16 protein-coding genes are annotated in these 16912 nt (G+C 68.9%); 8 read left to right on the plus strand and 8 right to left on the minus strand.

The window, feature by feature from the left end; genetic code table 11:
- Positions 1-78: 78 nt before the first annotated feature.
- From ACFWXC_RS43030 to argC, 6 genes are all read right to left on the minus strand, one after another.
- Positions 79-1275: a cytochrome P450 gene (locus tag ACFWXC_RS43030; RefSeq protein ID WP_384487936.1), complete on the minus strand. Its 1197-nt coding sequence runs from the start codon at positions 1273-1275 to the stop codon at positions 79-81.
- 150 nt (positions 1276-1425) lie between these two features.
- Positions 1426-2121, minus strand: a complete 696-nt coding sequence (locus ACFWXC_RS43035; protein WP_384487938.1) for a TenA family transcriptional regulator — start codon at positions 2119-2121, stop codon at positions 1426-1428.
- A 555-nt stretch (positions 2122-2676) separates the two neighbouring features.
- Positions 2677-4017 (minus strand): sulfate adenylyltransferase subunit 1, encoded by a 1341-nt coding sequence (locus ACFWXC_RS43040; protein ID WP_384487940.1) that lies wholly within the window; start codon positions 4015-4017, stop codon positions 2677-2679.
- Positions 4018-4019: 2 nt separating this feature from the next.
- Positions 4020-4892 carry a sulfate adenylyltransferase subunit CysD gene (gene cysD / locus ACFWXC_RS43045; RefSeq protein ID WP_384487967.1) on the minus strand — a complete coding sequence of 291 codons (873 nt, stop codon included), beginning with the start codon at positions 4890-4892 and terminating at the stop codon, positions 4020-4022.
- An 83-nt stretch (positions 4893-4975) separates the two neighbouring features.
- Positions 4976-5539, minus strand: coding sequence for an adenylyl-sulfate kinase (cysC, locus tag ACFWXC_RS43050; RefSeq protein ID WP_384487942.1), 564 nt, complete (start codon positions 5537-5539; stop codon positions 4976-4978).
- A 109-nt stretch (positions 5540-5648) separates the two neighbouring features.
- Positions 5649-6686 carry an N-acetyl-gamma-glutamyl-phosphate reductase gene (gene argC, locus ACFWXC_RS43055; protein WP_384487944.1) on the minus strand — a complete coding sequence of 346 codons (1038 nt, stop codon included), beginning with the start codon at positions 6684-6686 and terminating at the stop codon, positions 5649-5651.
- 528 nt (positions 6687-7214) lie between these two features.
- Here argC and ACFWXC_RS43060 point away from each other — a divergent pair.
- The 3 genes from ACFWXC_RS43060 (at position 7215) to ACFWXC_RS43070 (ending at position 11059) form a co-directional block, all read left to right on the plus strand.
- The gene (locus ACFWXC_RS43060) at positions 7215-8609 is read left to right on the plus strand and encodes an MFS transporter (protein WP_384487945.1); all 1395 of its coding nucleotides are present in this window, start codon (positions 7215-7217) and stop codon (positions 8607-8609) included.
- A gap of 154 nt (positions 8610-8763) precedes the next feature.
- Positions 8764-9954, plus strand: coding sequence for an acetyl-CoA carboxylase biotin carboxylase subunit family protein (locus tag ACFWXC_RS43065; RefSeq protein ID WP_384487947.1), 1191 nt, complete (start codon positions 8764-8766; stop codon positions 9952-9954).
- Positions 9955-10378: 424 nt separating this feature from the next.
- A complete protein-coding gene (locus tag ACFWXC_RS43070; protein ID WP_384487949.1) occupies positions 10379-11059 on the plus strand; it encodes a 2OG-Fe dioxygenase family protein in 681 nt (226 codons plus the stop codon).
- 280 nt (positions 11060-11339) lie between these two features.
- On the opposite strand, the gene ACFWXC_RS43075 is transcribed toward ACFWXC_RS43070, so the two are convergent.
- Both ACFWXC_RS43075 and ACFWXC_RS43080 read right to left on the minus strand, forming a co-directional pair.
- Positions 11340-11552: a hypothetical protein gene (locus ACFWXC_RS43075; protein ID WP_384487951.1), complete on the minus strand. Its 213-nt coding sequence runs from the start codon at positions 11550-11552 to the stop codon at positions 11340-11342.
- 171 nt (positions 11553-11723) lie between these two features.
- Entirely contained in the window at positions 11724-11927 is a 204-nt protein-coding gene (locus tag ACFWXC_RS43080) for a hypothetical protein (RefSeq protein WP_384487953.1), read from the minus strand.
- 731 nt (positions 11928-12658) lie between these two features.
- Here ACFWXC_RS43080 and ACFWXC_RS43085 point away from each other — a divergent pair.
- From ACFWXC_RS43085 to ACFWXC_RS43105, 5 genes are all read left to right on the plus strand, one after another.
- A complete protein-coding gene (locus ACFWXC_RS43085; RefSeq protein ID WP_355900967.1) occupies positions 12659-12832 on the plus strand; it encodes a lysine biosynthesis protein LysW in 174 nt (57 codons plus the stop codon).
- A gap of 111 nt (positions 12833-12943) precedes the next feature.
- Positions 12944-13837 (plus strand): [LysW]-aminoadipate kinase, encoded by an 894-nt coding sequence (locus tag ACFWXC_RS43090; RefSeq protein ID WP_384487955.1) that lies wholly within the window; start codon positions 12944-12946, stop codon positions 13835-13837.
- A 2-nt stretch (positions 13838-13839) separates the two neighbouring features.
- The gene (locus tag ACFWXC_RS43095; RefSeq protein WP_384487957.1) at positions 13840-15111 is read left to right on the plus strand and encodes an ATP-grasp domain-containing protein; all 1272 of its coding nucleotides are present in this window, start codon (positions 13840-13842) and stop codon (positions 15109-15111) included.
- 112 nt (positions 15112-15223) lie between these two features.
- Positions 15224-15355: a hypothetical protein gene (locus ACFWXC_RS43100; RefSeq protein ID WP_384487959.1), complete on the plus strand. Its 132-nt coding sequence runs from the start codon at positions 15224-15226 to the stop codon at positions 15353-15355.
- Positions 15352-16596 (plus strand): MFS transporter, encoded by a 1245-nt coding sequence (locus ACFWXC_RS43105; RefSeq protein ID WP_384487961.1) that lies wholly within the window; start codon positions 15352-15354, stop codon positions 16594-16596. The genes ACFWXC_RS43100 and ACFWXC_RS43105 overlap by 4 nt, the downstream gene beginning before the upstream one ends.
- The last annotated feature ends 316 nt before the right edge of the window (positions 16597-16912 follow it).

A 16912-nucleotide genomic window follows, 5' to 3' on the forward strand; every position in this document is an offset into this window, starting at 1 on the left:
GCCATATCCAGCAGCTGTTCACGTTCCGACCGGTTGAACAGTGCTTGAAAAGAGGTCAGTTGAGCTGGGAAATTCCGATCACTCGGAATAGAACGCGAAGGGCAGGGATTCGAGACTGTTGGTGACGTAGGACGGCGCGCGTCGCTCCTCACCGACCTGCTCGATCCTCGCCACGCTGCGCATGGTTTCTTCGAGGAAGACCCCGATCATCAGCCTGGCCAGCGGCGCGCCGATGCAGAAATGGCGCCCGCCGCCGAAGCTCATGTGCCGGTTGGGGCTCCTGTTCAGCCGGAGCTCCATCGGCCGGTCGAACACGTTCTCGTCCCGGTTGAGCGACGACAGCCACACGCTCACCGCCTGACCCGCCTTGATCTCGACGTCACCGAGGGACGTGTCGGCGACAGCGGTGCGCATGAGGTGGTTCACCGGCGCCGTCCAGCGCACGAGCTCCTCGATGGCGCTCCGGAGCGGGACCGCCCCGGAGCGCAGCGCGGCCAGCTCCGCCGGGTTGTCGAGCAGCGCGAGCAGACCGCCGGCCAGTACCTGGCGCGTCGTCTCCCCTGCCGCCACAGCCAGGTTGTCGCAGGTCAGGATGATCTCGTCGTCGGTGATGTCCAGCCCGTCCGCCTGCGCGAGGACGAACGCCGACACCACGTCGTTCGTCGGTCGCGCCCTGCGCTCCTCGATCACCTCGGCGTAGTAGGCGAGCACCTCGAGGTGCGCCTGCTGCGCGGCCGTCCCGTCCAGGTCCACGATGTTGCCCACGGCCGCTTCGGCGAAGCCGGCGACCCGCTCCACGTCCTCACCCGCGACACCGAGCAGGCCGGCGATGACCTGCAGCGGGTACGGCGCCGAGACGTCGTTGACGAAGTCGTGGGGACCGGCGTCGACGACACCACGCAACAGGGACCGCGACACCTCTGTCGCCCTGGCCCGGAACCCCTCGGCCGCCTTGGGCGTGAAAAGCGCGGCAGCCGCCTTTCGGAGCACATCGTGCCGGGGCGGGTCGGAGAGCGTCATCATCACCCCCGCACCTGGGTACGGGTCGGAGAGGTTGGGCCGCAGGAACGTTCCCTTGGCCGAGCTGAACCTCTTCCAGTCGCTCAGTACGGCAAGGCCTTCCGCATAGGTCGTGACCGCCCAGAACGGGTCGTGATCCGGTTCGTCGTGCCAGGAGACCGGGCATTCTCTGCGTAGTCGTGCCCAGGTGGCATGCGGATCCCCGTGGGAATAGAGATGGGGGTCGGTCAACCTGGTGATGGCTGGGGCAACCACGTGTCAGCTCCTTCGCGTGGTGAAGGTCGGTCGCTTTCTTCGGCGCAGGCCGCGTGGGTCGAACCGGTCCGGCGGCCGTGTCACCACTCGCGCCGGCCGCGCTGTCGGCGAGCGCGACGACCCGGCCCCGGCCACCAGCCCCGTGGACGGCTAGGACCGTCCGGAAGGCGCGATCATCCCGGTCTCGATGGCGAGCCGGTCGAAGAACGCGGTCCAGTGCCGCCACATCACCTCGGCGGAGTCGAGGACCGCCCGGTCCTGCTCCGGGGTGAGTCCCGAGAACAGGGCGTTGGTCGCCTGGTCGACGTGGTCGGGTTCCTGTGTGACATGGATGTCGACCCACGCGTTGCGCTCCCTGCCGGACTCCCGCCGCACCGCCTCGCCGATCGCCGAGACCATCAGCAGGTCCGTGACCTCGGTGGCGAAGATGCCGCCGAGCGCGGAGCACCGGTCCGCCGAGCACTCCTCGTACCAGGCCACCAGCGCGGCGGTCTCCGCGAACGGCGCGGAACCGGTCACCGTCCGGCGGTCGTAGCCCGCCTTCTCCATGCTGTCGGCGTAGATCACCTCGTGGGCGGCCTTGACCGACCGGACACCGACCTCCTGCGAAAGAATCCGTGTGATCGCGCTCTTGGACTCGATGTCGGGCAGGACCGAGATGCAGCGCGCGAGGAAGGTCGGGAAGTAATGCAGCGGGTACCACCACTGGCCGAGGAATATCCCCACATGCTCGTGCGAAAGTTCGCGGCTGTGTACCTGCTTGAAGAACTCGTGGTCGGCGAAGGCGCGGTGCGCCTCGGTTCCGACGAGCCGGTCGGATATCGATCCAACGATTTCGACTGTCATGATTTCGTCTCCTTCTCGAGGTCGGCCCACACCGTCCGAATTTCCCGACAAGGTGCGGAACGGAACACACTGCGACCGTGAGTTCCCCGCGCCGAGAACCAGTATTGGGGCCCTGGTCGAAGGGAGACAGAAACATCAGGCTTATCCGGTGCAGTCACCACGCCTACCCGCTGTGCGCACTACCACGACAGGCAGGGCGGACGATGCCGAGGCGGCACGGGAGTCATGCGGTCGTGCAGCTGCTCGTCCCACCCGTGTTCCGGCGGGGCCGGCGTCCCGGAGTACGGCACAACCGCCTGTTGCGGCGCGTACCAACGCCGCAACAGGCGGTTCGCGGATGACCGGTGTGGACGATTGCGCGCTGCGCGACCATCCGGATGTCGAGGTGGTGGGCCGGGACGGCGCGAGGTCCGCACTCACGTCGGCTGCTGGACCACCCTCGACTCGCCCCGCCCCGGCGGAGTACGCGAGCAGACCGCCCGCGAACGCCGACGGTCGATGTCCCGCTCGCCCACGGCGGTCAGTCGCCGCACCGCACCCCGCTCCCGCCCGCGGTCACCGGTCCCGCCCCGGCCGAAGGTGCTGGTCCCCCGCCCGCACGTGGACCATCCCCGCGGCCAGCGTCGCCCCGTCCTGCGGGTCGATGAGCAGGAACGAGCCGGTACGTCGGTTGTCCGCGTAGTCGTCGACGGCGAGTGGTTCGGCGGTGCGAATCCGTACGCCGCCGATGTCGTTGACGGAGAGACCGTCCTGGCAGGGCAGCCGGCGGCCGTCGGTGATGTCCATGCGGTGGTCGATGTGTTCGACCACCGCGGGGACCGTCCGGGTGGTGTGTTTGAGCAGCACGCGCTGTCGGGCGCGCAGCGGGCGGTCGTGCAGATGGCACACGTTGGCGGTGATGTGCCGCAGTATCTGCGGAGCGGGGTCCGCGGTCAGCATGTCGCCGCGGGAGATGTCGATCTCGTCGGCGAGCCGGACGGCCACCGCCTGTGGTGCCCGCACGCTGTCGGTCTCCTTGCCGAGCACGCTGAGGCCGGCGACCGTGCTGGTCTCTCCGGACGGCTGCACGACGACGCGGTCGCCGACCCTGAGGGCGCCGGAGGCGAGTTGTCCGGCCGGCCAGCGTGCCACCGACTGCCGGTCGCTCGACGGCTGCCGGATCACGTACTGAACCGGCAGCCGCAGTGGCTCGCCGACCGGGTCCCCCACCAGCGGGACGTTCTCCAGGTGGGACAGCAGCGTGTCGCCGCCGAACCAGGCCATGTTGGTCGACGGTTCGACCACGTTGTCGCCGGCCAGCGCCGACATCGGGATGGCGGTGACGTCGGCGACGCCCAACTCGGCGGCTCGCGAGGAGAACTCGTCCGCGATCTCGGTGAACACGGACTCCTGGTAGTCGACGGCGTCCATCTTGTTGACCGCCAGCACGATGTGCGGCACCCGCAGCAACGCCGCGATGGCGCAATGTCTCATGGTCTGCGCGACCACGCCGTTGCGTGCGTCGACCAGGATCACCGCCAGATCCGCGGTGGAAGCGCCGGTCACCATGTTGCGCGTGTACTGCACGTGCCCTGGTGTGTCCGCGAGGATGAACCGCCGTCCAGGCGTGGCGAAATAGCGGTAGGCCACGTCGATGGTGATGCCCTGCTCCCGTTCCGCCCGCAGGCCGTCGGTGAGCAGGGCCAGGTCGGGGCCGTCCTGCCCCCGCCTGCGGGACACTTCCTCGATGGCCGCCGCCTGGTCGGCGAGGACGGACTTGGTGTCGTAGAGCAGCCTTCCGACCAAGGTGGACTTGCCGTCGTCGACCGACCCGCAGGTGGCCAGCCGCAACAGGCCACCCGGGAGGCAGCCGGCCGAGTCGGTCTGAACTGCCTCTTCCGCAACGCCCGTTGACATGTCTAGAAGTACCCTTCTCGCTTGCGGTCCTCCATGGCGGCCTCGGACAGCCGGTCGTCGGCCCTGCTCGCCCCGCGCTCGGTCACGCGGCTCGCCGAGATCTCCGCGATCACGGCCGCCACCGTCGAAGCCGACGAGTCGACCGCGCCGGTGCAGGACATGTCGCCGACCGTGCGGTACCTGACCTGGCGTTCACTCACGGGTTCGCTCTCCCGGGGCCCGCCCCAGTCGCCGGGCGCCAGCCACATGCCGTCCCGCTGGAACACCTTCCGCCAGTGCGCGAAGTAGATCTCGGGCAGTTCGATGCTCTCCTGCTCGATGTACTGCCAGACGTCCAGTTCGGTCCAGTTGGACAGCGGGAAGACGCGGACGTGTTCACCCGGCTGGTGGTGGCCGTTGTAGAGCTGCCACAGCTCGGGCCGCTGCCGGCGCGGGTCCCAGGCACCGAACTCGTCCCGCAGGCTGAACACCCGTTCCTTGGCGCGCGCTTTCTCCTCGTCGCGCCGGCCGCCGCCGAACACCGCGCCGAAGCGGCCGTCACGGACCGCGTCCAGCAGGGGAAGTGTCTGGAGCGGATTGCGGGTGCCGTCCGCACGCTCGCGGAGCGTTCCGTCGTCGATGTACGACTGCACGGATGCCACGTCGAGACGGAGGCCGTGCTTCTCGACGATCCGGTCGCGGTAGGCGAGCACCTCGGGGAAGTTGTGGCCGGTGTCCACGTGCAGCAGGGAGAACGGCAGTGGCGCCGGGGCGAACGCCTTGAGCGCCACGTGCAGCATGACGATCGAGTCCTTGCCGCCGGAGAACAGCAGAGTCGCCCGGTCGAACTCCCCCGCGACCTCGCGGAAGATGTGCGCCGCCTCGGCCTCCAGCATGTCGAGGTGGGTCAGCGGCGGCACCGGACCCCGCGGGTCCGGGCGTCCGGGAGCGCCGGCGGGCACGATCCGCGCGGGGGCGGTCACGACAGGCCTCGTGCCGTGAGCAGCGCACGCACCTGCCGGACCGACTCGTCGACCGTCTGGTGCTGCGTGTCGACCCGCAGATCGGGGTCGAGGGGCACCTCATAGGGGTCGTCCGCGCCGGTGAGACCGCTGAGTTCACCTGCCGCCTGCCTGGCGTAGAGGCTCTTGACGTCCCGGTCGGCGCAGATCTCCACCGGAGTTGCCACATGCACCTCGAGGTAGGGGACGCCGCGCGCCGCGTGCAGGTCCCGGACCGCCTCGCGGGACAGCGCGTAGGGGGCGATGACCGGCACCAGCACCGTGACGCCGTGCTCGGCGAGCAGCCCGGCCACGAAACCGATCCGCCGCACGTTGGTGTCCCTGTCCTCCTTCGAGAATCCCAGTTCCGCGGAGAGCGCGGCACGGACCTCGTCGCCGTCGAGCACCTGAACCCGGCGTCCGTCGGCCCGCAGCCGCTCGGCGAGCCCCACCGCGATGGTGGTCTTGCCCGCGCTCGGCAGCCCGGTCAGCCAGACTGTGCCGCCCTGCCACTCGGCCGGCGTGCCATTCGGTTCGCTCATGTGTGGATCTCCCTTTCGCGTGAGCTGTGGGTCGGCGACCCCGCGCAGGAGATGCGCACCGTGATGCCGGTCCCCGTGCGGGTCACGATCTCTCCGGTCGGCCGGGGGGTCACAGGGGGTGGAGACCGGGGAAGGTCAGGCCGAGGGTCTCGGGTCGGCCCATGCGGATGTTGAGGCACTGCAGGGCGTTGCCGGCGCCGCCCTTGACGAGGTTGTCCAGGGCGGCGATCGTCGTCAGGCGGCCGCTGTCCTCGTCGATCGCGTAGCCGACGTCGCAGTAGTTGGATCCCAGCAGGATCTTCGGGTCGGGGTAGCGGAAGGTGCCGCGCTGGTGCGCGACAACCCGGACGAAGGGTTCCTCGTTGTACTGCTCGCGAAAGGCCCGGCGCACGGTCTGCGTGTCGACGCCGGGGCGCAGAGTGGCGTGACAGATCGTCTGGACCCCGCGGACCGCTTCGACGCCGGTGGCGGTCATCGCGGCCGACAGGCCCAGATGGCGCGAGATCTCGGCTTCGTGACGGTGCCCGGTGGGCGCGAACACGCGCATGGAACCGCTGCGTTCGGCGTGCAGGTTGGCCTGGCCGGCCGTGGCCCCCGAGCCGCTGGAACCGGTGCGGGCGTCGAACTGGGCCCCGTGCTCCGGATCGATCAGGTCACGTTCCACCAGGGGGTACAGAGCGAGTACGCCGGCCATGGCCATGCAGCCGGGAACACTGATCAGGTCCGCGGTGCGCAGACGCTCGCGGTGCAGTTCGGGAAGGCCGGGCACGAAATCGGCCAGCAGATGCGGGGCCTGGTGCTCCTCGCCGTAGTAACGCCGGAAGACTTCGGTGTCGTCGAGCCGGAAGTCCCCGGTCAGGTCGAAGACGAGCTTGGACCGCTGAGTCCAGTGATCGATCTGGGTCATCGCCACCCGGTGCGGCAGCGCCAGGAACACCGCGTCGCAGTCTCCGACCTCATCCGCCGAACAGAACGTCAGATCGGTGACGGACCGCAGATTCGGATGCACACCATCGACCCGTTTCCCCGGAAAACGGGACGAGACCGCGCCCACCACCTCGACCTCGGGATGTCCCAGCAGCAGCCGCAGCAACTCCCCGCCGATATAACCGGCCGCACCGGCCACCGCCACCCGTATCACGACCACACCTCCCTGGCTGAAATACTCCGACCCACCATCACGACTCCTTCCAGTACGAACCGACGACCCGTGCGAAAGAAAGCTACGAACCCGTGCGCCTCACCCGCGTCCGCGACGAACACATCCTCAAGGAGTCGTCGGAGTTAGATTCCTGTCGCGCGGCTAAGCACCCTGATTACTCGACGCGAACGCGGTCTGTGCCAGTCTTGAGATCGGCCTCTATTCCGGTCGCGGTGCCCGGCCGTGAGATCAGGGGATCCATTTCAGGGAATCAAGGACATATGAGCTCGTAACACGGTTGCGGACCGGGCGGGACGAAGGTCCGCTCGGCGGCAGAGCGGAGTCTGCGTCGTCGACGTCGGCCGCGGTGGTGACGACCTCGAACGAGGTGCCATGCCCGCCGCGGAAAGGGAACTGCCGGCACCGGCCGTGGCCCTGACGGTCACTCGGGCCAGGGCGGCGGTGGGCGACCGTCGTCGGACGCCGCCCCGGAGGATCAGCGGCCATCAAGCCACCGAGAGAGAGACGAAGCAGATGAGGGTCACTCAGAATCCGGACTTCCGGCGGCTGCGGGCCGCGCAGGGCGTCAGCCAGATCGGCAGCCAGATCGGCTTCCTGGCGCTGCCTCTCGCCGCCCTCCAGGTGCTGCACGCCAGCGTCTTCGAAGTCAGTGTGCTCACCGCCGTGGGAATCGTGCCCTTCCTGCTGATCGGCCTGCCTGCCGGGGTGTGGATCGACCGGATGCCCCGAAGGCCCGTCCTGATCGCCACCGACCTCTTCCGCGCGCTGCTGCTGTTCACCGTCCCGCTGGCCTACGCGCTGGACATGCTGACGCTCGGCCAGCTCTATGTGGTCGCGTTCGGGCAGGGTGTCGCGAACGTGTTCTTCGACGTCGCCTACCAGTCGTATCTGCCGGACGTCGTCGAGACGGACCAGCTGACCGAGGGAAACGCCCAGTTGGAGCTGGCGCGGTCCGCGTCGCAGGTGATCGGCCCCAGCGCGGGCGGCTGGCTGATCTCGGCGTTGAAGGCCCCGGTCGCGCTGGGCGCCGACGCCCTGTCCTTCCTGTTCTCCGCGTTCATGGTGTCGCGCATTCCTCCCGGGCGGGAGAAGCCGGTGGCGACGGACGGCAACCGGACGACCTGGTCGGTGCTGTGGAAGGAGGTCGGCGAGGGACTGCGCTTCGTGCGCCGCCACCGCCTGCTGGCCCCCGTGGCCGGGGTCGGGGCGCTCCTCAACTTCTCGTTCGGCATGGTCGCGGCCATTTTCACCACCTACGCGGTGCGCGAACTGGGCTTCTCCGCGGCCAAACTTGGCACGGTGATGGCGATCGGCTCTCTCGGCATCGTCCTGGGGGCCGCCGTGGCCCGCAGGTTGTCACAGCGCCTGGGCACCGGGCCGAGCATCGTGCTGGGTGCGCTCCTCAACGGAGTCGGCCCTCTCCTCACCCCCGCCGCGCCCGCCTCGGCCCCCGAAGTGTTCATCACCTGCGGCGTGTTCGTGCAGTCGTTCGGCGTGGTGCTTTTCAACGTGAACCAGGTCAGCCTGCGTCAGAGTGTCACCCCGCGACCGCTCATGGGCCGCATGACCGCCACGATCCGCTTCGTCGTATGGGGCACGCTCCCCGTCGGATCGCTGTGCTCCGGTGCGCTCGCCACGAGTTTCGGCCTGCACCGCGCCCTGTGGGTGTCGGCGGCGGTCGGCGCCCTGGCGTTCCTCGGGGCGCTGTTCTCCGACGTCCGGACGGTGGGCACGAAGAGGGTTCCGCTGCCGACCTCGACATCCGGCACCGCGGCCGCCGGCGTCCCGCACCTCCCGGACGCTCCGGATGTTCCGGGCGCCCCGGTGAAAGCTGATCTCGACGACTCGACCGATGTCGGTTCCGCCGGCGGACCGGCAGAACGGTGCGACCGCACCGACGTCAGGTGAGTTGTCCGCGGCAAACGCATTCACGAGCGTGTTGAGCTGCCTCTCCCGGGACTGAGCCTCTCGATTACCACGACGCGGCCCCGCCCGTGCCATTTTTGATGCCGGCCCGTGTTTCTTGATGCCAGACCCGAATATGAGTCCTGGAGGTCGCTCCGTGAAATCCGTGCTCATCCTCTCCAAATGGAATGCCGGCGCGGTGGCCCTTGCTGCCGATCAACTTCGAGCCCGCGGACTGCGGTCGGTCCTGATATCCGAGATTCCCGACACTCGCCACCGCGACATCTGCGATGCCCATGTCGTGGTGGACTGGGACAGCGAGGACCTGCCCACGCTCGTCAGCCGGCTCGACCAGCGCGGCATCGTCCCCATCGCCGTCGTCAACCTGATCGAACCGTTGCTCCCCTGGCAGGGCGGCCTTGCCGCGCACTACGGTCTTCCGGGCGGCGGCGCCGGCCTCGATGTGCTGGCCAGCAAGACGCTGGTCCGGGAGCGTATGCGGGCCCTGGGGCTGTCCGCCATCGGCTTCTGCGGCGACCCGGCGGGGGTGGATTTCTTCCCCGCCGTCGTCAAGCCGTCCCGTGAGTCCACGGCCTCGCGGCTGGTTCGCCGGGTGGACGGCCCGGCCGACCTCCTCGCCTACCGGCGCCACCTGGCCGACCGCGGCTTCGGCGACACGGAAATGATCTTCGAGGAGTATCTGCCGGGGATCGAGTTCTCCGTGGACGGCCCCGTCGTGGGTGGCCGCTTCCATCCGGTCCTGGCGGTCGAGAAGCCCGACCACGACGACGTCAGACACCACGACGCGGGGCTTCGGATCCATCCCCCGCAGCAGGCTCACGTGCGTGCCGGTGTGCCCGTCCTGACCGAGATGATCAACGCGCTCTGCGCCGACCTCCGCCTCGACCAGCTCTGGCTGCACGTCGAGGGCCGGGCCGACGAGAACGGCCGTACGGAGCTGGTGGAGATCAATCCCCGTTTCGGCGGCGGTATGTATCCGACGGCGATCCAGGAGGTCAGCGGGATCGACCCGGTGGAGGCGGTCGTCTCCATGTCGCTGGGCGAGTTCACCCTGGAACGGCTGGGCCCGCTTCGCGACCGGACGATCATCGGGTGGGTCGACGTGGAACCGGAAGAGCTCGGCCGTGTGGAGATCAGCGCCACGGAGGACGACCTGTACGAACTCCCGGGCGTCATCAAGGCCGTGGTCGTCGACCGCTACCAGGTCAGTGACCTGGAGCAGGAGAACTACTTCCTCCGTTTCGCGCTCACCGCCGACTCCGTGGACCAGTTGCGCGCTCGCGCGGCGAACGTCCTGAGCGCCGTCGGTGAATGGCGAGTCGTATGAAACGTCCGTGACGCCATGAGGCGTGTTGTCCGGTTGCCCTTCGCCTGACCGGGTCGTATATCCGGACCCGGCCGGCAGAACCGAAGCTCCTGGTTGCGACGGTGACGATGTGATCGTCCCGTCCGCCGGGAGCTTTTCCATGTCGGGAAACCGGTGAGCCGGCGTCGAGGCCTCGGCGAGGTGAGCGAAATACGCAACCGCCGGGGAAAAGGTCAACGCGATGCGTCCCGACCATAAATCTGCCAAGGATGCGCAAAGTATCCGCATGCCCGTAGCGTCCCAACAACGCGGCAGCTCGCATTTCGCTTTCGGGTCCGCCAATGGCGCTGAACGGGAGTCCGGTTCGAAGCCCTCCCCCGCCGACTGACCCCCGAACTGCCCGACTGTCCGAGAACCGCGACCCAGACCAGAGGAGACCGAGAGAATGGGTGGGCTGAAGTTTACGCTCGGCAACGCGCGTGACGACCTGCTACGGGACAGCGACGACTGGGACAAGTTCAGCCAGTTCTGGGAAGGCCTGCCGCTGGACCCCTACATGGGAGACGGCGGTACCTATCGGCGTCGTAAGCACTGCGTTGTCTCGTACTCCGTCGCCGACGGCACCGTCCGGTTGGTCGACCAGGACGGTTTCCTCCAGAGCAGGGAGATAAACCGATTGAACGGCGGCATCGTCCGCCGCTTCGAACCGATCGACCAGGCGCTGCTGGACACTTCCGTGTTCCGGCGGATCCTGGCCCATTTCGTCGCACGCATCGCAGAGACCACGCCCGACGGTGAACCCGTGGCCCCGGTCCGTCAGATCAACATCCATCAGCACCGCATCGTCGCCTCCGAGGAGGAGGCCGGGAATCCGACACCGGAGGGAATCCACCGGGACGGTGTCGAGCACATCGTCATGATGCTGATCGCCCGAAAGGACATCACCGGCGGGGTCAGCACGCTCTACGACAACGCCGAGGAACCGGTACTGACCCACGCCCTGAGCCACCCCGGAGACTACATATTCCTGGACGACCGCACGGGTCTGCATTCCGTGTCTCCGGTACGGGTGGCCCCGGCGAGTCCGGAGGGGTACCGCGACATGTTCTTCCTGGAGTTCTGCTGACGGAGAAGAGCCCCTGAGGCAGGTGCGCCCAGCCCGGGAGTTGACGCCGTGGGCCGACCTGGTGGCGGTGTGCCGGCCGGCTCGCCGCCCCCGGGCGGGGCGCAGCGGACAGAGGTCTCACGCCCCGTCCGGCTCCCGGGCCCGGGAGCCGGACGGGAGCCGGACGGGAGCCGTCGCGGCCGGGGCCACACCCGGCCAGGACGGTGCCCGGACTCCTCGCCCGCGGCCCCTAGCAAGTCTTCACCCGGCTGCCCGAGCCTCTGACGCGGGGCCGACCCGCTCAGGCAGACGGTGGCGGGAGGGGCGGCACATGGGGGTTCCGGAGGGCGGCGACGCGACGGTTCGCGGCGATCACCTCGGCACGGGCGGCGGCCGCGTTGCCGGTGCGGCGGACCAGGATCCGACGCACCGTCAGGACCGGGTCGCTGTTGCGGGGCCCGGCAACGGCAGGCAGCGCGCCCTGACGCCTCTCCACCACGGACGTCACCGCCACCTCAAGACGCTGACGCCCGGGCCGTGGCCGCCGGGACCGGGAGGCCGTCGACACACCCCGCCCGACGCCACGCCAACGGCCCAGGACACCCCCGGACCGGTCACACCGTACGAGTCAGCGACCGGCGAAGCCGGTTGCCCAGGCTCCGTTCGGCCGCGGCTCAGATCACGTTCAGGGCCGGCGCGACGTCTGCATCTCGCGCGCACGGTCCGCATAGCGGGACAGCACCACCTGAGCGTCTTCGCTCTTGAGAGCCGACAGCAGCTCGGACACCTGCTGCTGACCGCGCACGACGTTGACGGTGCGGCATTGACGGGTGATCAGGACGGCTCCCTCGTGGAGCTGCTGGTAGCCGAAGAGGCGTGGGGTACGCATGGTTCTCCCATCGATGAGGGCCAAGTGTGGTCTGCTCGGCGGCCGAGCAGGAGGGGCGTCGGCGCATGCGCCGGTCACGGAGACCGGTACTCCCAGCACGAGGACGGGTAACCCCGTCGCGCCCAGTCCGTCGACATCCACGGAGACTCCGGTGGCCACGAAGCGCACGGGCAGGAGAGGGACCGGTCGTCCTTTCCGTCGGGTTTCTCAGCAACTCGTCGACGCGCCAGGCGGGAACGCAGAACCGACAGCACCTTCACGACTGGTTCCCCTCTCGCCCGAAGAGCGCACGGACGCTGTCATCGAACTCCGGCCACGGGAAAGGAATGCTACGCACGGACCATCACCGCGTGCGTCCGCGGCAAATTCAATGACGAAGATGCGCTGCGTTGATTCCACGCCCTTTCGGGTACGGATTTCGCTTACCCGGATCCGGCGGCATCCGTGCCACGACCGACCTGTGGCGAAGAAAGCTTCGCGGCGTTCGATCTCGGCGGTTCAGCCGGATTCGCCTCCGCCGGCGGCCCCGGACCGGCGTCAAGGGTGGCACGGGCGAAGGGCTCGTCGAGGTAAGCGCCATGCGCAGCCGCACGAGAGGAGGGTCAACACGATGTGTCTGTGCGAATGCGTTCATCGGGGACGCACAGGACGTCGGCGCGGTCGTACCGTCCTTTTCGACGCGGCAGACCTGTGGTCCGCCCCGGAACGGTCGATTGAAAGGAATTCGCCATATGCCCACCATGCAGGCCTGTCCTGAGTGTGAGGACGAGGTGCAGATCAGCCAGTCGGCACGGCTCAACGAGATCATCGATTGTGCGGGCTGCCGAAGCGAACTGGAGATCGTGGCGCTGAGTCCGACGGTGCTCGCCCGCGCGCCCGAAGTCGAAGAGGACTGGGGCGAGTAGAGGCCGCGAGCAGGAACGCGGAACTCATCGGAACCCGACCACGGTCCGCGTAGCGACGGTCGGCCCCGACCGGCCCGCATCCCATCCGATTCACGGCGAACTGGAGACACTGTGACCACCAGACCGCTCATGGTCATCAAGTGCGGCGGCAACCCGTCCGTCGACGCCGCGGGCATCTGCGCCGACGTCGCCAGGCTCGTCGGGGAAGGACAGTCGATCCTCCTGGTGCACGGCGGCTCCGGGGAGATCGCACGACTGGCCGGGAGACTCGGTGTCCCGCAACGCACGCTTGTCGCCCCCGACAAGGTGTCCACCCGGTACACCGACCCGGCGACCCTGGAGGTGGTCGTCCTCGCGCTGGCCGGCGGGGTCAAACCGAAGATCGTCGCGCAGCTGTCCAGGCTCGGAGTGCCCTCGGTCGGTCTCACCGGCCTGGACGGCGGCATGCTGCGCGCCCGCCGCAAGTCCGCCGTGCGCTCCGTCGTGGACGGCCGCACGACCCTGGTCCGGGACAATCTCAGCGGCCGGCTCGAGGAGGTGCGCCCCGAACTCGCCGAAACCCTGCTGCGGTCCGGTTTCGTGCCGGTGGTCTCGCCGCCCGCGATCGACGAGCACGGGCAACCGGTGAACGTCGACGCCGACCGGGTCGCGGCCGCGCTCGCGGCGGCACTCGGCGCCGACCAGCTGGTGCTGCTGACCGGCGCACCGGGAGTGCTTGCCGATCCCTCCGACGAGACCAGTGTGCTGAGCACCTACGAGGTACCCGCGGCCGGTGCGCCCGGCCGGCACGCCGGCGGTGGCATGGCGCTCAAGCTCGTCGCGGCACGGGAGGCGCTGACCGGCGGAGTGCCGTCGGTCCGCATAGCCGACGGGCGGGTGCCGGACCCGGTCGGCCGAGCCCTCGCCGGATCCGGCACCGTGGTGACAATGAGTCCGCGATCCGATCCCCGGCTCGGCCGAGCCCTGCCGTCCGCGGATCATCCGACCCACAAGGGAAGTAGCTGACGATGCCAAGCAGTTCCCCGGCACGAGCCAAGCGCGTAGCGTTCGTCGACGCGTTTTCGATGGGACGCCTCCTTCTGCCCGTCATGAACCGGCTCGGCATTGAGTGCGTGCACGTCCAGTCGCCGAACCCCGACGTCCACCTGGCCCGGCTGCCCTTCCCCGAAGGCTTCGTGGCCAAGGTGCGGCACGACGGTGATGTCGCGGCCACCGCCTCCGCGCTGCGTGAGCTCGGTGTCGGCTGGGTGATCTCCTCCGGGGAGTCGGGCGTCGAGCTGACCGACCGGCTCGCCGCCGAACTCGGCACTCCCGGCAACGGGATGAGCCGGCCGACGTCCCGCCGCAACAAGTACGACATGGTCCTGGCCCTGCGTGCCGCGGGAGTGGAGTCGGCGGCCACCATCGTCTCGACCGACGCCGACGAGATCGTCAAGTGGGCCGAGACGACAGCGGGTTACCCGGTCGTCCTGAAACCGGTCTCCAGCTCCGGCACCGACAACGTCGTGGCGTGTTCGTCCGCGGATCAGGTTCGTGCCGTCCACGAAAAGATCATGACCAGCTCCGACCGGCACGGCCGGCCCAACGAGGTCGTGCTGGCGCAGGAGTTCCTGGACGGCGACGAGTACTTCGTCAACACGGTCAGCCGTGACGGCAGGCATCACACCGTCGAGATCTGGCGGTACTACAAGATCCGGCTCCCCGGCGGCAACATCATCTACGACTACAACGAGCCCCTGGCACCGGACGATCCGGAGGCCAAGAAGGTGGAGGCCTACACCCACCAGGTGCTCGACGCTCTGGAGGTCCGGAACTGGGCCAGCCACACCGAGATCATGATGACCGCCACAGGACCCGTGCTCGTCGAGTGTGCCGCGCGCTTCGGCGGTGGGCAGGTTCCGGAGATCAGCAGTCGCTGCCTGGGCACCAACCAGATCGAGCTCATCGGCCTGTCCGTTGCGGACCCCGACGAGTTCGACCGACTGCCCACCACCGCCTACCAGTTGCTGGAACGTCTGCGGTACGTGCATCTCATCAACCCGGACGACCACGGTGTGGCCCCGTCCCAGGAGGCGATGGCCGCCATCCGCGCACTCCCGTCCTACGTCCACGCCGTCACGACGCATCCGGCAGGAGAGCCGCTTCCCCGCACGGTCGACGTCGCGACCCAGCCGGGGTACGTGATTCTCATCTCCGAGGATCCGGAACGGCTTCGTGCCGACTATCGGAAGCTGCGCGAAATCGAACGCGACCACCTCTACGCCGACAGCCCGCGATAGAAAGCCCGGGGGAAGGACCGGGACGGCACAGGACGCCGACCCGAGTTCCTTCCCTGTGCACGGACAGGAAGCCGCTGAGTTCGAGTGCGGCGCACCACACGGAGGAGCCACGTTGTCCAGCCATGTCATGCCCGCCAGCCGACGGTTCTCGTTACTCGCCCGGAGCATCACCGCCACCATGGCGATATCCCACGGTGGACAGCCGGTCGCGGCGATCCACGTGCGCACCGAGTCGGCGGCATGAGTACCGGGACGGCGGACCGGTCACGCGCCGACGAGCCGCGATTCCGTGACACCCTGCGCGGCCTGCCCCGCCGGGTCTGGATCATCAGTCTCGGCAACCTGATCCTCCAGGTCGGCAGTTTCCTGCCGGTGTTCATCGTGCTCTACGTGACCCAGCACGGCCATTCCGCCGGGGCCGCGGGGCTCGTGCTGGGCGCGTCCGGTCTGGGCCGGGTCCTCGGCAACGTCATCGGCGGCCACCTCACCGACACCATCGGCAGACGATGGGCCATCCTGCTGTCCGTCATGGCCACCTCCGGGCTGACGGCGTCCGTGCCGTTCCTCGGACCGCTCCCGACGATCATCGCCGTGGTCGGTCTCATCGGCCTGGTGTCGCAGATCTACCGGCCGGCCATGGCCGCGGTGCTCATCGACTCCGTGTCGTCCTCCCAGCAGCGGCTCGCCGCCTTCGGGGTGCTCCGGTTCGCCCAGAACATCGGCTCCACCCTGGGCGGCGTGCTCGGCGGCGTGTTGGCCAGCATCTCCTATGTGGGGCTCTTCCTGGTGGAGGCCGCCGCTCTGCTGCTGTTCGGCGTGATCGTGGCGGTGCTGCTGCGCGACGCACCGCAGCCGCGGTCCGATTCCGGCACTGCGGAAGCACCCGCGGACCCGGCGGTCGGGTACCGGCAGGTGCTCACCGACCGCACCCTGGTGCGATTCCTGCTGATGACCGTGTTCTCCATGTTCGCCTACATCCAGACCGCCGTCGGCCTTCCCCTGCATGTCAACGACGCGGGTCTGAGCGCACGTGACTTCGGTCTCCTCATGGGGCTCAACGGTCTGCTGGTGGTGCTGCTGGAGCTGCCCATCACCAGCGTGATCTCGCGGTACCGGCCGGAGTACGTACTGGCCGTCGCCAACCTGCTCGTGTGCGGCGGTCTCGCGCTGTCCGGGTTCACCACCGGAATGGTCCTGCTGGCGGCGACGGTGGTGATCTGGACGTTCGGCGAGATGGCGTACTCCTCCATCGTCCAGGCCCACCTGGCGAGTCTGACTCCGCCGGGGATGGTCGGGCGCTACCAGGGGCTGTACGGCGCCGCATACGCGCTGGGTACGGGCGCCGGACCGGTCATCGGCGCCGCCGTGTACGCGATCGGTCCGTGGCTGCTGTGGACCCTGGTCGGCGTGCTGGGGCTGGTGTGCGCCCAGCTCAGTCTGCGGCTGCGCGGCCCGGACACCGCGGCCGCCGAACCGGCTTCCTGACCTGGCGGCGGAACCGCCCGCGCTACGTCACCGGCCGCGACGTGCCCGGCTCCTCGCCGGCCCGTCGTGTTCCGCCGGGCCACGCGGTGCAGTTCCTGACGGAGGCACTCCGTCCTCGGCCGGGGTCAGCGCGCTGACCCCGGCGCCGGCTTCTCTGAGACACCTCGGCTTTTGCGGTGTCCTGTGGGATCCGTTCGTCGGTGTCCGCACCGGCCGTGATCACGGACAGGCGGGTTCCCGGCAGTACAGGCGACGCACGCCTTCTCGTCGCCGCCGTGGTTCCGCGAAGACGCCGCGGGCCGCAGGGGTTCTCTCC

Source organism: Streptomyces sp. NPDC058683, assembly GCF_042716195.1.
Classification (GTDB): Bacteria; Actinomycetota; Actinomycetes; order Streptomycetales; family Streptomycetaceae; genus Streptomyces.

Excerpts from the sequence above, each read along its gene's own strand:
- ACFWXC_RS43035 (WP_384487938.1), bottom strand. The coding sequence starts at position 2,121 with ATGACAGTCGAAATCGTTGGATCGATATCCGACCGGCTCGTCGGAACC.
- ACFWXC_RS43040 (WP_384487940.1), bottom strand. The coding sequence starts at position 4,017 with ATGTCAACGGGCGTTGCGGAAGAGGCAGTTCAGACCGACTCGGCCGGC.
- cysD (WP_384487967.1), bottom strand. The coding sequence starts at position 4,892 with ATGCTGGAGGCCGAGGCGGCGCACATCTTCCGCGAGGTCGCGGGGGAG.
- cysC (WP_384487942.1), bottom strand. The coding sequence starts at position 5,539 with ATGAGCGAACCGAATGGCACGCCGGCCGAGTGGCAGGGCGGCACAGTC.
- ACFWXC_RS43060 (WP_384487945.1), top strand. The coding sequence starts at position 7,215 with ATGAGGGTCACTCAGAATCCGGACTTCCGGCGGCTGCGGGCCGCGCAG.
- ACFWXC_RS43070 (WP_384487949.1), top strand. The coding sequence starts at position 10,379 with ATGGGTGGGCTGAAGTTTACGCTCGGCAACGCGCGTGACGACCTGCTA.
- ACFWXC_RS43080 (WP_384487953.1), bottom strand. The coding sequence starts at position 11,927 with ATGCGTACCCCACGCCTCTTCGGCTACCAGCAGCTCCACGAGGGAGCC.
- ACFWXC_RS43085 (WP_355900967.1), top strand. The coding sequence starts at position 12,659 with ATGCCCACCATGCAGGCCTGTCCTGAGTGTGAGGACGAGGTGCAGATC.
- ACFWXC_RS43095 (WP_384487957.1), top strand. The coding sequence starts at position 13,840 with ATGCCAAGCAGTTCCCCGGCACGAGCCAAGCGCGTAGCGTTCGTCGAC.
- ACFWXC_RS43105 (WP_384487961.1), top strand. The coding sequence starts at position 15,352 with ATGAGTACCGGGACGGCGGACCGGTCACGCGCCGACGAGCCGCGATTC.